The organism is Corallococcus exiguus, assembly GCF_009909105.1.
In the GTDB taxonomy this organism is placed as follows: domain Bacteria; phylum Myxococcota; class Myxococcia; order Myxococcales; family Myxococcaceae; genus Corallococcus; species Corallococcus exiguus.
Map to the genome: position 1 here is coordinate 825,946 of NZ_JAAAPK010000002.1, position 14,385 is coordinate 840,330.

The window sequence follows — 14,385 nt, forward strand, 5'->3', positions numbered from 1 at the left end:
GCAACCCCCGGCATGGCGAAGGGGCGCTCCGACCCTCACGGCGGCCCCTGAATCGCGGTGAATCATCAGTGAATCCAGGTACTTCGATTCACTCAACAGGCCCCGGCGGTCCCCCTGGCGGGCCCGGGGGCCCTCCCGCGTCAAGGACCCCGGTGGGGGCGACTGCTCCGAGGAGGCTCCCCGCTTGCCCTGAAATCACGTATAGGCCTCCGCACATTTCGCGCGGCATGCGAGCGATCCGCAGGGTGAGCGGTCAGGGGCCCCCGGGACTGCTCTGGAGGAACGGATGGAGTTGTCGAGTCTCGAATCTGAATTCTGGGCGATCGCACCGAGCGTCATCGGCGCCGTCGGTCTGCTCTTCGCTGCGTTCTTCTACTTCCGCGTCAAGGGTCTCCCGGATGGTGACGCGACGATGAACCGCATCGCGGGCTACATCCGCGAAGGCGCGATGGCGTTCCTCGTCCGCGAATACAAGGTGCTCGCGGTCTACTGCGTGGTCGTCGCCATCATCATCGGCCTGGCGCTGGGCCCGATCGCCAGCGCGAGCTTCGTGGCGGGCGCGTTCCTGTCGCTGCTCGCGGGCTACATCGGCATGAAGGCCGCGACGTTCGCGAACGTGCGCACCGCGCAGGCCGCGCGCACCGGCTCCAAGCCGAACGCGCTGCTCGTCGCCCTGGATGGCGGCGCCGTGATGGGCCTCGCCGTCGCCGGCCTGGGCCTCATCGGCATGGGCGTCGTCTACTACGCGTTCCGCTCCAGCCCGGAGCTGTCCCCCATCCTCCACTCGTTCGCCGTGGGCGCCAGCTCCATCGCGCTCTTCGCGCGCGTGGGCGGCGGCATCTACACCAAGGCCGCGGACGTGGGCTCCGACATCGCGGGCAAGGTCATCGAGAACATCCCCGAGGACGACCCGCGCAACCCCGGCGTCATCGCCGACAACGTGGGTGACAACGTGGGCGACGTGGCCGGCATGGGCGCGGACATCTACGAGTCCATGGTGGCCGCCATCGTCGCCGCCATGGCCATCGCGCTGACCGCCAACTCGACGGAGCTCGCCCGCCTCGTGGTGGACACGAACGCGACGCCCAACGCGAAGCTGGCTGGCGTCATCCTCCCGCTGGTGCTGTCCGCCATCGGCCTGGTGGTCAGCCTGCTGAGCATCTTCATCGCCCGCGCGCTCAAGCACATGAACCCCGCGCAGGTGCTGCGCAGCGCGCTGATCATGCCCCCGGTCATCCTGGTGGGCCTGTCGTTCGTGCTGATGAACGTGTTCGGCCTGTCCCAGGACATCACCATCGCGCTGGCGGCGGGTGCCTTCGGCGGCGCCATCATCGGCCTCGTCACGGACTACTACACGTCGTCCACGCCGGTGCAGCGCATCGCGGAGGCCTCCATCACGGGCGCGGGCACCAACCTCATCCGCGGCCTCGCCGTCGGCATGGAGAGCGTGGGCATCTCCATGGCCACCATCGCCCTGGTGGCGTACATCGCGGACCGCGCGCTCGGCCTGTACGGCATCGCGCTGTCGGCGGTGGGCATGCTGGGCGGTACGGCCGTCGTGATGACGGTGGACGCGTACGGCCCCATCTCCGACAACGCGGGCGGCATCTCCGAGATGTCCGGCCTGGGCCCGGAAGTGCGCGCCATCACCGACGAACTGGACGCGGTGGGCAACACCACGGCGGCCATCGGCAAGGGCTTCGCCATCGGTTCCGCGACCCTCACGGTCATCGCGCTGTTCTCCGCGTTCAACCTGGAGGTCAACCACACGCGCCTCGCCAATGGCATGGCGGAGATGAGCCTGGAGCTGACCAACCCGAACGTCATCGTGGGCATGCTGCTGGGCTCCATCCTCCCGTTCCTGGTGGGCGCTTCCACCATGCTCGCGGTGGGTCGCGCCGCCGGCGCCATCGTGGAGGAGATTGGCCGTCAGTTCCGTGAGATCCCCGGCCTGATGGAGCTCAAGGCCGAGCCGGACCCCAAGAAGATCGTCGACATCGCCACCCGGGGCGCCCTGCGCGAGATGATCTTCCCGGGCCTCATCGCCATCGTCGCCCCGCCGCTGGTGGGCTACCTGCTGGGCCCTGGCGCGCTGGCGGGCCTGCTGGCCGGTGCGCTCGTCGTCGGCGCCACCATGGCCCTCTACATGGCCAACGCGGGCGGTGCGTGGGACAACGCCAAGAAGTTCATCGAGAAGGGCAAGCTGCCGGGCCACGCCAAGGGCTCGGCCGTCCACAAGGCCGCCGTCGTCGGCGACATGGTGGGCGACCCCTTCAAGGACACCTCCGGCCCGGGCGTGGCCATCCTCATCAAGGTCATGAGCGTCGTGTCGCTGCTCGTGGCCTCGCTCATCGCGCTGCGCTGAGCCGTCCCTGGGGTGCGGCCACCCGGCTTCGGGCGCCGCACCCTGGGTGTAGGAGACCAGACACCCGGCCAGGCAATGTCGGCCGCGTCAGAGGGCGGTGGGCGAGCGCGTGCTTACACTTCGTAATGTGTGCCGCTCGCTGTTCTCCTGACGATGAGGTGTCCCATGGTCCTGGAGTTCTCCCAGCAGCAGATTCACCTGCTCGACGCCGTGCTGGCCGAAAGCGCCGATGCGCTGCGGGACGAGATCGTCCGCACCGACAAGCTCGAGCTGCGTGAGGAGCTGAAGAGCAGGCTCGACCAGCTCCTGGTCATCCAGCGGCAGGTGGAGGCCCGGATGCATCAGGAGCAGCCGGCCCTCTGAGCCTGGCCGTCACGGTCCCCAGGTGAGCGGCCTGGGGCCCGGATGGCTGCCTGCTTCAGCGCGGTGCCGGGGCGGGCTTCCCTTCGAGGGGATGCCCCCGGGTTCCGGCGGTCCATTCCTCCCAGACGTTGAACGACTTCATCTGCTGGCCCAGGTCGGTGTCGCGCACGAGCGCCTCCACCTCCGCGCGGCTCTGCCGGGGCAGCTTCTCCTCCATGGTGGCGAAACCCCACGCGAGCGCGCCCACCACGGCCGCGTTGGCGCGCAGCGTGCGCGCGTCGCACTGGTCGAACTCGTCCGAGCGCGCGTGGTAGTTGGGCCCGTACGTGGCCGGCTCCTGGTTGGCGATGAGGTTCGCCACGCCGTGCATCATGAAGTCGAAGTTGTCGGTGCCCACCACCGGCACGTCCACTTGCGTGAAGGGTCCCAGGCCCGCCACCGGCTTCAGGGCCTGATCCACCAGCGGCACCAGCGCGGGCCGGCCGTTCGTGTAGAAGCCGGTGATGCGCCCGCAGCCGATGTCCACCGACAGCGCCAGGGTGTGCCGATCCAACTCCGCCGCGTGCGTGCGCGCATAGCCGGCCGAGCCGTACATGCCCTGCTCCTCGCCGTTCCACAGCGCGAAGCGCAGGGTGCGCGCGGGCTTCAAGCCCAGGCGCTGCATCTGCCGGGCGAGATCGATCAGCATCGAGACGTTGGCGCCGTTGTCCAGCGCGCCGCCGCCCAGGTCCCAGCTGTCCAGGTGGGCCCCCAGCACGACGACCTCGTCGGGATGCGTGGTGCCGCGAATCTCTCCGATGACGTTGCGTGCCTCGTAGGGGCCGCCCGTTCGCAGGTCCAGCGCCGCGGTGAGGTTCAGCACCTTGCCGGTGCGCAAGAGCCGCAGCGCGCGCTTCGCGCCGTCGCGCTCCATCACCATCATGGGGCGGGTGTTCCTGGGGCCCACGGAGACGCTGTGCCGGTAGAGCTGGTTGCCCGGACGGCTGCCCATGTAGACGATGCCGGCCACGCCCGCGGCGAACGCGCGGGACTCGATGCCATCCGCCATGTCGTACTCACGGAAGAGCCCGTCGACGTCCTTGAGCTCGTCCGTCTCCACCAGCAGGAATGCGGCCCGTGCCTTCGTGCCCAGGCGCTTGAAGTCCGCCTCGGTGCCTCGGCCCACGTCCAACAGCGGCGCGGTGAGGCCTCCCTTGGGCGTGGCGGTGGAGAAGGGCATCGCGGCCACGCGTGGGGCGAAGCGCACGTCCTGGCCCTGCACGGACGCGGTGGCGGCGCGCTCCAGCCACAGCGCCGGCATGCGGAAGGGCTCCGCGCGCGCCGTCACGCCCGCGGCGCGGAAGCGCTCCAACGCCCATGACACGGAGCGCTGGTTGGCTTCGGAGCCCGTGGCCCTCCCGCCCACTTCATCCACCAGCGAGCGCAGGTCCTCGAGCATGGGCGTTGCCCCCAGCACGCTCCCCATGAGCAGCGCGGCCTCGCGCTCGCGCACGGAAGGCGGTGCCTCCTCGGCCCTGGAGGGAACCGGGAGGGCCAGGGCGAGGGACAGCGCCGCAAGGCGGATGAATGGACGGGAAGGGGACATGCGGAGGGCACCGGGGAAGAGGATGGCGCAAGCATCCCCACCCCGGCCGCTCCCCGGCAAGCACGAGTCCCGCCAAGGCTTCAGCGCATCTTGAGCACCACCCGGAAGCGGGCCTTGTTGCTCATCATCCGCTCGTAGGCCTCCGCGGCGCGGTCCAGGGGGAACACCTCGTTGCGCGAGCGCACGCCCGCGAGCGCGCTGAAGGCCATGGCCTCCTGCGAGTCCTGGGGCACGCCGCTGGGCCAGCCCTGGATGCGCGTGCGCTTCGTGATCAGGGACAGGCTGTTGACGGGGATGGGCTCCGAGCCCGCGCCCAGCAGCAGCAGGGTGCCGTTGCGTCCCAGGCCTCCGACCAGCTCGCCCGCGAGGCTGCTGCTCGAAGCGGTCATCATGATGACGCGCGCGCCCCCCATCTTCTGGAGGGCCTCCGCGGCAGGGCCCTTCTCCGTGTCGATGTATTCGTGCGCGCCCAGCTCCATCGCCAGGGCCTTCTTGTCCGCGCCGCGCGAGATGGCGGCGGTCCGGTAGCCGAACTTGCTGGCGTATTGGACGGCCAGGTGGCCCAGCCCGCCAATGCCTTGCACCGCCACCAGGTCCCCCGGCCGCGCGCCCATGTTGCGCAGGGAGTTGTACGTGGTGACGCCCGCGCAGAGCAGGGGCGCGGCATCCTCGGAGCTCATCCCCTCCGGGACCCGGGCCAGCGCCTCCTGGGGCGCGACCAGATACTCCGCGTAGCCACCGTCGTAGCTGATGCCGCAGATCTGCTGCTTCTCACAGGTGACGAAATCGCCGCTGCGGCACGCGACGCACTGGCCGCAATGGCCCCCGTGCCAGCCCACACCGACGTGCTGTCCTTCCTTCCAGGCCGTGACACCAGGGCCCACCCCGTCGATGCGGCCCACCACCTCGTGGCCCGGCACCCGGGGGTACTGGATGGGCATCCAGCCTTCCTTGGTGATGGCATCGCTGTGGCAGACGCCACACGCCTCCACCGCGATCCGGACCTGCCCGGGACCGGGCTCGGGGATCGCGCGCTCCACGATTTCGAGCGGGCCTCCCGCCTTCTTCACCTGCACCGACTTCATCGTCCTGGCCATGGCGTCTCCTCGGGGGGAGGGATGGGGATGACGCGGTGCGGGCGCACACGGAGTGAGAGAGGACGCCAGGCTGGTGGGCGGGCAGGGAGAGCAGGCCCTGACTGGATGATTGTTCAGCAAGCGTCCGGGTTGACGTGGAGTGCGCGCGCTTCGAGGCTGGGCGCCTCACAACAGGAGCGTGAAGATGACGTCCATCCATTCGACGAAGCTCGCGGTGATTGGCAGTGGTCTCATGGGCAGCGCGCTGGCGCGGGCCTTCGCCTCGGCAGGGCACGACGTCGCGGTGTGGAACCGGACGCCGGGCAAGGCCAGGGCCGTGGGCGGTGGCACCGTCGCGTTCGAGAACCTGGTGGAGGCCGTCACCGGGCGGGCGCTCGTGGTCGTCTCGCTGTCCAACTACGCGGCGTGGACGGAGTTGGTTTCTTCGCCGGCCGTCGCGTCGGCACTCTCTGGATCGACGCTGGTCCAGCTCACCAGCGGCTCACCGGCGGACGCTCGTGGAGGCCTGGAGTGGGCGAGGGCCCACGGCGTGGACTACCTGGATGCGGCGATCCTCGCCTATCCCGCGTTCGTGGCCACCGACTACGCGACGGTCTACTACGCCGGGTCGCGAGCGGTGTTCGAGCGGCACCAGGAGACCCTCCAGGCCATCGCCAAGAACTCCGTCTACGTCGACGAGAAGATCGGCTCCGCCGCGACGCTCGACTGCGCGATCCTCGAGGCCTACTACGGAGGCTCCCTGGCGGTCCTCCACGCCGCGGCGATGTGTCAGGCCGAGGGGCTGGACCCGAAGGCCTTCTTCGCCCAGAAGAACTCCTTCCTGGGCTTGATCTCCGTCACCGCGGACGCCGCGCAGGACATGATCGAGCGCAACGACTTCACCGGCCAGCAGTGCAGCCTCAACACCCATGTCGCGGCCATCGAGCACATCGTCCGGCTGAGCACCGACGCCCGCATCAGCTCACGCTTCCCCCGGGAGTTGCTGGAGAACTACCGGCGGGCCCTGGGCGCGGGGCTGGGTGCGCAGGAATTGCCCGCCGTGTTCCGCACGCTGACGGCTGTTCCCTAGAAGGTCCCACGCTTCTGCATTTCGGGAAGCGCCGCGTCCAGTCGCTTCGCCAGTTCCGGCAGCTTGATGGTGGGGACCGCCGGGAAGAGGTGGTGCTCCAGGTGATAGAACATGCTGAACGTGAGCAGGTTCTTCCAGCCGGTGCGCTGGGTTCTCGCCATCGTGGGGTCGTCCTGCGTGTCGTGATGCACGGTCCACACGGCGAAGAAGGCCATCAGGCACTCGCCAAGGACCATCACCCCGACGTGGTAGATGAGGAAGTGAAGCCGCAGGTGGAAGACGCCGATGACGAAGACGGCGATGGAGGCCAGCTCGAAGAGGACGTTCCAGCGGTACTTCGTGTCTCCCTTCTGGAGGGTCACCTTGTGGATCAGGAACATGTGGACGGGGCCGTACAGGATGGCGCCGTACCACGACATGCCCGCTGACTTTCCTTCGTAGTCCCCCTCCGCCAGCGTGTACCGGTGATGTCTCAGGTGGTTGAACTTCACCGCGTGGAGTGAGGCCACCATCAGCACGCTGTTGAGATACAGCGTGAGCCACGTCAGGAACTTGTTCGTACCCAGGGCGCGGTGGAAGCCGTTGTGCACCTGTCTCAGGCCCGTGAGGAAGTAGAAGGCGGAGAAGGGCAGGGCGAGCGCGTAGTGCTCGAAGTACGCCAGCACCATCGAGAACACGAACCAGGGAATGGTCAGGTTGTTCTCAATCAGCAACTCCCGCGTCGAGAGCGTCCGCAGGTCCTTCCACTTCACGCTGCGCAGCAGTTCCAGATGTGCCATGTCGAGGGCGAAACCCGACGACGAGGGAACAGCGACAGCACCACGGCCAGGTGCTCGCGGCTGTTCTAACAAGCCCTGTTCCCCCTCGGCAGGACGCGGTCCTCCGGGGCATCAGCTGGCGGATTCATCGATAGAAGACAGGACAGGGGCAGGCAGGGCCCGCCACCTCTCCGAACACTGCCCGCGCGCCTCTACCGGCCGGACGAGGACTTCTTCCCGACGGCAGGCTTCGTGGCAGCCGCCTTCGCGGGAGCACCCTTCACGGGCGTCGCCTTCGAGGGGGCCGCTGCTTTCGCGATGGCGGTGTTTCTCTTCGCGGCCAGCTCCGGAATCAACAGCAGCTCGATGCGACGGTTGCGCGCACGGCCCTGCGGCGAGGCATTGGCCCCCAGGGGCCGGGTGTCGCCGTAGCCGGCCGCGAGCATGCGCTTCGCGGGCACGCCGCCCTTCTCCTGGAGGAAGCGCACGACGTTGACGGCGCGCGCGACGGACAGCTCCCAGTTGGTGGGGAAGGTGGCCTGGAGCTTCTGCGTGGGCGGCGAGTCGTCAGTGTGGCCCGACACCTGGATGAGCTTGTCATCCACCTTGGACAGCACGCCGCCCAGGCGGGTGAGGACCTCCTGGCCGCGCGTGCTGATGCTGGCGTCGCCTGAATCGAAGAGGACCTTGTCGACCAGGTCCACCTGGAGGCGGCCTCCGTCCTGCGACAGGCGGATGGCGCCCTCGGCGATCTCCTTCTTCAGCTTGTCCTGGAGGTCCTCGTAGGTGGCCTTCAGCCGGGTGAGCTCCGCCTCCTGCTCCTGCACCGTCTGGCTGAGCTGCTCCTTCTCCGTGTTGAGCTGATCCTTCTCCGTGGTCAGCTTCGTGTGTTCCGCCTCCAGCGCGGCCAGCTTCGACTCCAGCTGCTGCCTCGCGGTCTCTGCTTCGTTCGCCTTGGCAGTGGCAGCCGCCGCCTCCGCGTCCGCGCGGGTCGTGCTGCGATGCGACAGATAGAGCACCAGACCCGCGAGCACCGCCACCAGCGCCGTCACCAGCCAGGGCCCCCAGGCCCTTCCGCGTTCCTCTTCCATGTCGCGACCTCCAGGGTGGAATGGACGCGGGCCACGCTAGTGAAAAGCCCCGGGTGCGCCTCAAGGCGCCCCGGGTGTGTGCAGGTATCTGGAGGTGAATTGTTCCAGCCAGGACAGCCGAAGTGCGCCGCCACGGGCTGGGACGTCAGTACATGGCGCAGACGATGCCCACGCAGTCGCCCGCGGTGTTGTTTCGCGCGACGTTCCCGCCGCCGTCAAAGGCGGTGGGCGCGTAGATGCCAAAGCCCGCATTGCCCAGGGCGACGTTGTTGATCACCGTGGGCGTGCTGGGCGGAACCACCCGGAGGCCGTCCCCGTCGTTGCTGAGGAACTCGTTGCCTCGGACGATGCCCGTGAGCGTGCCACCGGCGGGCCCTTCGCGGTCGGACAGGGTCAGGCCGCCCGCGTTGTCATAGAAGGTGTTGCCGTCGATGTAGACGGTCAGGGCCGTGGCCTGGAGCCCCGTGCCGTTGTTGACGACCAGCGTGTCGAGCATCGACAGCTTGTACGGCTCCCAGACGGGAATCGAGTAGGGCGCGATCGTGGCGTTGTTCGCGATGAGCGTGTTCTCGAAGCGCATCTCCTCGCAGGCCCGGGGGCCGTCACCGTCGTTGGGGATCGAGCCCACGGCGTTATTCCACGCGATCGTGCTCGACCTGAAGCGGACGCGGCCTTCCCAGCAGTAGATGACGCTCTCGTTGGACGTGAACGTGGAGTCGAGCACGTCGATGTCGTGGTAGTCCGCGAGCATCGCGAGCCTGTTGCCGGTGAACACCGACGACCTCACGTCGAAGCTGCCGCTGGACGCGTCGAACTCACGGCTCAGCCCGGTGACGCTTCCGCTCACGCGGCACTCCGTGATGAGGAAGTTCGTGGTGGCAGCGTTGTAGACACCCACGTAGTTGTCGACGAGCGCGAGCTTGTGGAGTCGCACGTTCGAAGCGTCCGAGCCTTCAGGCGTGGCGATGCCCCGGCCGAATCCCTGAACCGTGCCATTGCGCACCATGCTGTTGGCCTGGAGTTCGATGCCCGGTGTTTCGGTAGTCGTCGTCCCGGTGCGGCGCACGGTGTGGCCACCCAGGTCGAGGACGATGCCTGCGCCCACGACCCGGAGCGCGAAGGGCGCCGAGCCCGGGCAGTTGAGATCCTGCGTGAGGAGCGTGTGCTGGGTGAGGGTGTCACCGCACCGGACGGCGTGGCCGGTGGTGAAGATCACCTTGGGCTCCACGTTGGATGGAACCGTGTCACGGGCCAGGACGTCGGGCGCTCCCGTGAGCAAGGTGGTCACAGCCATGGCAACGGCGAATCCGCGTGTCTGCTTCATTCTGGCTCCCCCTGGACCGGAGACGTCCGGTCACCGGCGGAGATCCTAGGGAAAGCACCCTCCGCATCATCTCGACCACGGGTGGCAGCGCGCCGCTGGCAGGGCGACAGCATGAAGGCTCGGCGGGGTGACAATGGGGGGCGCGGGCCTCACTGTGTGGGGGAGAGCCATCGCCATTCATCGCGTTTCTCATTGCGGCGCGCGCGCTTTCTCAGAGCGAGAGATGGAATCCCCGCAGTGTCGGGTATCTGGCACACGCATTGCCTTTGCGGCGGCGCATGACTTCGCGCGACGCGACGGCACCTGGCACCTGGCGACGCTCCGTCGGGTGGGCCCTGATTCTCATCGTGTGGACAGCCTGCACCGGCGTTGTGGGTGGGCCGGCTGATCATGACGTGGATCCGTCAGGCTCGACGGACGCAGGGTGTGAGGACCCTGCGCCCTCCGGTGACCCCGACGCGGGCGAGAAGAACGACATGCTCGCCCCCAGCCGGCTCTTGCGGCGGGCCTCGCTCGCGCTGCGCGGGACGCCCCCGACGGACGAGGAGTTCGCCGCGCTCGAGGCCGCGGGCGACGACGCCTCGCAGCGGGCCTTCGTGGAGCACTTCGTCGACACGACGCTCGGGCAGCCCGCGTTCTACCGGACGATGTTCGAGCAGGCGCGCGACTGGTTCAACATCCCGCTCGTGCCTCGCACCGCTGACGCGCCGGAGTACGGCGTGCAGCAGCAGCGGTCCATCCAGCGCTGCCCCGCGGGCACCGCGAAGGCCGGCGCCTGGAAGTACTTCCGGGGCGAAGACACCGCCTGCAGCGGGGTGAAGGCGGATGGCACGCCCGTGGAGGAGCTCGCCGTGGAGCCGTGGTGGGCGCCGGGCACCACGGTGACACTGGTGGGGGCCGCGGCCAACACCTCCGCCACGGGCACCGGATCCGTCAACGGCACCCCCGTGCCCCTTGTCTGCGCCACCGCCGGTCCGGTGGGCACCTGCGGCTGCGGCCCCAACGCCGTGCGCTGCCACGCCGACTTCCAGCAGTACGCCGGCTGGGAGGACTACCTGCACTACGCCGAGCACGGCCAGCGGCGGCTCGTGTCCGAGGAGCCCGCGCGCCTCTTCGCCCATCTCGCGTGGCACGACCGGCCGGTGACGGACCTCATCCTCGGCACGTACTCCGTCGCGCCCACCCGGCTGCAGGCCGCGTACGTGATGCAGGGCCTGGAGGGCGGCGCGACCGGGCTGCTCGACGACGACTCCTGGTGGCGGCCGTCGCGCTTCTTGGGGGAGCCGGTGGATCCAGAACACGCACCGGGGGATCCGCTCGCCTGGCGCGAGTATCAGATCCCCGCGCGCAATCCCTTCCTCCTCGCCGAGCGCGACTATCGTTACGACCCTCGCATCCAGGCGGATCCCTCGCGGGGCATTCCGGCCGCGGGCATGCTCACCAGCATCGGGTTCCTCGCGGGCTATCCGCGCGAGCGCGTGCGCGGTGCGCGGGCCCTGGAGACGTTGGCGTGCGAGGTCCTCTCTCCGCCCCTGGGACAGAAGTTCAACGAGTACCGCCGCGACCCGGGCACGGAAGGGCCCTGCCAGCACTGCCACCGCCGGCTCGACCCCGCGGCCATCCACTTCAAGCGCTTCGCGAAGCAGGGCTCGGCGTCCGAGGGCCATGGCGCGAAGTACCTGATGCCCGGCGTGGGCACCACCTGGCATTGGCCCATCCAGTGGCGCAAGGGCGTGTACCCCTACGGCGGAGATCCGTTCAGCCACTGGAACCGCTGGTACACGGCCGACACGCTGCTCACGCCCATCACCGAGGCCCAGGAGCAGGTGAACCCCGAGGCCGTCTTCCTCGACTTCCTCCCTCCGGATCAGACGCTGCTGGGGCAGGTGGGGGACGGGACGGTGGGCCCGCTCGGCTTCGCCAAGCTCATCGTCGCGGCGGGGGCGTTCGATCGCTGCGTGGTGCGGCACCTCCATGCGCAGGTGCTGGGACGCGACATCGACCCGGCGCGGGAGGCGGGCTACCTGGACGCGCAGGTGGCGCGCTTCATCGCGCAAGGCCGCAAGGTCCGCCCGTTCGTCAAATCCCTCACGCAGTCCAACCTCTTCCAGCGGGGGCGCTGACATGAACCGCTTCGCACTCCTCCTGCTCGTGCTTCCCGTGGCGCTCGCGTGCGGCAGGGACGGCACCGCGTCCAATCCCACCACCCAGGCCCAGAACGCCTGCGGCACCCCAGCCAGCTCCGAAACCGTGCGCATCATGCAGGGCCTCAAGCCGCACTGTGAGGGCTGCCACGCGCAGGGCGCGCGCGGGTACTTCGCTTCCACGGACGCGTTCCAGAGCCTCCTGGTCTCCGATGCCCGGCTGGTGAAGGCGGGCAGCCCGGATGACAGCGAGCTGATCCGCCTGCTGGAAGGCCGGGGCAATGCCGCCTTCAAGCAGATGCCCATCGGGGAGAAGTCCTACGCCCAGCTCGTCTCGGAAGGCACGGCGACGCTGACCGTGGCGGAGGTCCGCGCGTGGGTGCAGGGGCTCGCCGCGCAGCAGCGCGACGAGCGCCCGGACCCCGATGCGTCGCGCATCACCCGCATGAACGCGACCCAGGTGCAGCGGGCGCTGTACCAGCAGCTGGGGCTCGGCCACGACGACTTCTTCACCTCCGCGACGGAGTTCGGCATCCCGATGGCGGAGCAGCGCAGTGACGACCTCTACCCGCTGCAGCCGCCGGACGCCGTGCCGGCCCCGCGGCAGCAGCCCCCCGCCGAGCGCTTCTATGGGCTGGGCGGAGGCTCGGTGATGAACCAGACCTCGTCGGACCGGAGCGCCTCCCCCACGTTCGCGCTCACGCTGACGCAGGTGTCCCAGCGGTGGTGCCGTCTGGCGCTGGCCAAGACGGGCAACGTGGCGCTCTTCCCGGCGGGCACGCAGCGCACCGCGGACCCCGTGGAGGTGAAGGCCACGCTGCGCCGCTGGTCCCTGCACTTCCTGGGCGAGCGCTTCTCCGACGCGCAGGTGGACGCGCTCTACGCGGATGTCTTCGTGCCGCTCTCGACACCGACGGACACCGAGCCCGCCTGGGTGGGCGTGTGCTCGTACTTCATCCGTCACCCGCACTGGATCTTCTACTGAAGGGGCACCCCATGAAGCTCTCTCGCCGCAAGCTGTTCGAGCTGGCCCTCGGGGCCACGCAACTGGGACTCATGGCGCGCTTCGGGCTGTCCACGGCTTCGGCCGCGCCCGCTTCGGGACGCCCCACCAAGCTCCTGGGCATCTGGCTGGACGGAGGTCTGCACTGGGAGAGCTTCTTCTCCCCGCTGTCCCGCGCCGGCATCAACAAGTTCATTCCCCCCGCGCAGGGCGGCGTCATTCCCGTGGGCTACCTTCCGGAGCAGGTGGAGAACTTCGACCGCTCGCCAGTGGACCTGGATGCGCCCGGGCCGGTGCGCAGGCTGCGCGGGCCCATCTACTGGAACTGGGCGAACCCCGCCGACGCGCGGGGCACGAACCCTGTCGTGAACAACCAGCAGATCTACCGGCCGTGGGGCTATGCGTGGGCGGACCCCACGTACAAGCTCTATGAGAAGGCCGCGCTGCTCGTGGGCGCGGATCAGAACACGGCCGCGCACACGAGCGGCATCGTCGCCAGCATGTGCGGCGTGGCGGGCGCGAGCTTCCGAGCCCCGGCGGTGCAAGCCGTCATCGCGAACGCCATGGCTCAGCGCTTCCCGGACCGGCCCATCCCCAACGTCAGCCTGGGCGGTCAACTTCCGAGCGCGTTGGGACTGCCCGCGCTGGCGAACCCGACGGTGCTGCGCTCCGCGGCGTCGGTGGAGCCGACGCTGTCCGACAAGCGCGACAGCGCCTGGAAGGGGCTCCGCGCCCGCAGCGATATGCCGGATGTGGCCTTCGACGGTTCGGCGCTTCCGGGGATGGTGCCTGTCACGGCGGTGGATGCGGCGCTCATGAAGGCGCTGCGCGCGGAGCGGGGCGTGTCCACGAGCGGCACGGACGCGATGCTCGAGGAGCTCTATGACACCTACAAGGGCGCGAGCCGGACGATCCGCCGCGACATCCTCTCCGTGTTGGGCAACACCCTGGCGTGGGAGAAGCTCAAGGCGGACCCGAGCTACCCGGTGGATTGGACGGCGTGCATCGGCTACGCGGATGCCTGCGGCACGGGTCCGTCGATGGGGTCCTATGACTTCGCCTTGCGGCTGCTGAAGTCCGACCTGGTCACGTCGGTGAACCTGCGGGCCACGAGCTTCAGCAACAACTCCTTCGACACCCACAGTGCGAACGGCGTGCAGATGCACACCAACCACCTGCGCATCGCGCTGGAGATGGTGGGTCGGCTGTGCATCGAGATGAGCCTCACCCCCAGCAGGTCCGACCCGTCCCGGTCGCTGCTGGATGAGACGCTCGTGTATGTCTACAGCGACTTCGGGCGGACGTTCCCGAAGCAGGGGAGCGATCACCATCCGGCGACCTGCGCGCTGCTCGTCGGCGGAGGCATCCAGGGCAACCAGATGCTCGGCGGCTACGACGAGACGATGAACGGCTCGCCGATGGGGGCACCGGTGGATCTGGTGGAGGAGGACGGGAGCCGCGGCTCCCGTGCGCCACGCTCGCAGGACATCGCGGCGACGGTGATGAACGCCTTCGGCCTGGAGCCAGGGAAGGACTTCTTCATCCCCGGCGGCTACGGCGTCTTCGACGGCGTCGTGAGGTCCTGA

Annotated in this window: 11 protein-coding genes; 6 read left to right on the top strand and 5 right to left on the bottom strand. The window is 69.0% G+C overall.

Annotated features, from left to right (window positions below; translation table 11 throughout):
* Positions 1–286 precede the first annotated feature (286 nt).
* Positions 287–2,365, top strand: a complete 2,079-nt coding sequence (locus tag GTZ93_RS09785) for a sodium-translocating pyrophosphatase (protein WP_139920708.1) — start codon at positions 287–289, stop codon at positions 2,363–2,365.
* Between the two features lie 165 nt (positions 2,366–2,530).
* A complete protein-coding gene (locus GTZ93_RS09790; protein WP_126935654.1) occupies positions 2,531–2,728 on the top strand; it encodes a hypothetical protein in 198 nt (65 codons plus the stop codon).
* 55 nt (positions 2,729–2,783) lie between these two features.
* On the opposite strand, the gene GTZ93_RS09795 is transcribed toward GTZ93_RS09790, so the two are convergent.
* Both GTZ93_RS09795 and GTZ93_RS09800 read right to left on the bottom strand, forming a co-directional pair.
* Entirely contained in the window at positions 2,784–4,220 is a 1,437-nt protein-coding gene (locus GTZ93_RS09795) for a M28 family metallopeptidase (protein ID WP_315967318.1), read from the bottom strand.
* A 173-nt stretch (positions 4,221–4,393) separates the two neighbouring features.
* On the bottom strand, positions 4,394–5,410 hold the full coding sequence (locus GTZ93_RS09800) for an alcohol dehydrogenase (protein WP_139923082.1): 1,017 nt from the start codon (positions 5,408–5,410) through the stop codon (positions 4,394–4,396).
* Positions 5,411–5,594: 184 nt separating this feature from the next.
* Here GTZ93_RS09800 and GTZ93_RS09805 point away from each other — a divergent pair, with 184 nt between their 5' ends.
* On the top strand, positions 5,595–6,479 hold the full coding sequence (locus GTZ93_RS09805; protein WP_139923084.1) for an NAD(P)-dependent oxidoreductase: 885 nt from the start codon (positions 5,595–5,597) through the stop codon (positions 6,477–6,479).
* Here GTZ93_RS09805 and GTZ93_RS09810 read toward each other — a convergent pair.
* The 3 genes from GTZ93_RS09810 to GTZ93_RS09820 form a co-directional block, all read right to left on the bottom strand.
* Complete coding sequence (locus tag GTZ93_RS09810; protein ID WP_139923086.1) at positions 6,476–7,258, bottom strand: fatty acid desaturase family protein; 783 nt, start codon at positions 7,256–7,258, stop codon at positions 6,476–6,478. The two genes, GTZ93_RS09805 and GTZ93_RS09810, sit on opposite strands and share 4 nt — an antisense overlap.
* 191 nt (positions 7,259–7,449) lie before the next feature.
* A complete protein-coding gene (locus tag GTZ93_RS09815; protein WP_139923088.1) occupies positions 7,450–8,328 on the bottom strand; it encodes an OmpA/MotB family protein in 879 nt (292 codons plus the stop codon).
* A gap of 145 nt (positions 8,329–8,473) precedes the next feature.
* Entirely contained in the window at positions 8,474–9,622 is a 1,149-nt protein-coding gene (locus GTZ93_RS09820) for a right-handed parallel beta-helix repeat-containing protein (RefSeq protein WP_306464235.1), read from the bottom strand.
* A gap of 506 nt (positions 9,623–10,128) precedes the next feature.
* Here GTZ93_RS09820 and GTZ93_RS09825 point away from each other — a divergent pair.
* From GTZ93_RS09825 to GTZ93_RS09835, 3 genes are read left to right on the top strand one after another with little or no spacing between them, the layout of a single operon-like run.
* Entirely contained in the window at positions 10,129–11,775 is a 1,647-nt protein-coding gene (locus tag GTZ93_RS09825) for a hypothetical protein (RefSeq protein WP_186820046.1), read from the top strand.
* Between the two features lies 1 nt (position 11,776).
* Positions 11,777–12,781 carry a hypothetical protein gene (locus tag GTZ93_RS09830; protein ID WP_139916162.1) on the top strand — a complete coding sequence of 335 codons (1,005 nt, stop codon included), beginning with the start codon at positions 11,777–11,779 and terminating at the stop codon, positions 12,779–12,781.
* A gap of 11 nt (positions 12,782–12,792) precedes the next feature.
* Positions 12,793–14,385 (top strand): DUF1501 domain-containing protein, encoded by a 1,593-nt coding sequence (locus GTZ93_RS09835; protein WP_139916161.1) that lies wholly within the window; start codon positions 12,793–12,795, stop codon positions 14,383–14,385.

Coding starts and splice junctions, on each gene's coding strand:
- GTZ93_RS09790 (WP_126935654.1), top strand. CDS start 2,531: ATGGTCCTGGAGTTCTCCCAGCAGCAGATTCACCTGCTCGACGCCGTG.
- GTZ93_RS09835 (WP_139916161.1), top strand. CDS start 12,793: ATGAAGCTCTCTCGCCGCAAGCTGTTCGAGCTGGCCCTCGGGGCCACG.
- GTZ93_RS09820 (WP_306464235.1), bottom strand. CDS start 9,622: ATGGCTGTGACCACCTTGCTCACGGGAGCGCCCGACGTCCTGGCCCGT.
- GTZ93_RS09825 (WP_186820046.1), top strand. CDS start 10,129: ATGCTCGCCCCCAGCCGGCTCTTGCGGCGGGCCTCGCTCGCGCTGCGC.
- GTZ93_RS09815 (WP_139923088.1), bottom strand. CDS start 8,328: ATGGAAGAGGAACGCGGAAGGGCCTGGGGGCCCTGGCTGGTGACGGCG.
- GTZ93_RS09810 (WP_139923086.1), bottom strand. CDS start 7,258: ATGGCACATCTGGAACTGCTGCGCAGCGTGAAGTGGAAGGACCTGCGG.
- GTZ93_RS09805 (WP_139923084.1), top strand. CDS start 5,595: ATGACGTCCATCCATTCGACGAAGCTCGCGGTGATTGGCAGTGGTCTC.
- GTZ93_RS09800 (WP_139923082.1), bottom strand. CDS start 5,410: ATGGCCAGGACGATGAAGTCGGTGCAGGTGAAGAAGGCGGGAGGCCCG.
- GTZ93_RS09830 (WP_139916162.1), top strand. CDS start 11,777: ATGAACCGCTTCGCACTCCTCCTGCTCGTGCTTCCCGTGGCGCTCGCG.
- GTZ93_RS09785 (WP_139920708.1), top strand. CDS start 287: ATGGAGTTGTCGAGTCTCGAATCTGAATTCTGGGCGATCGCACCGAGC.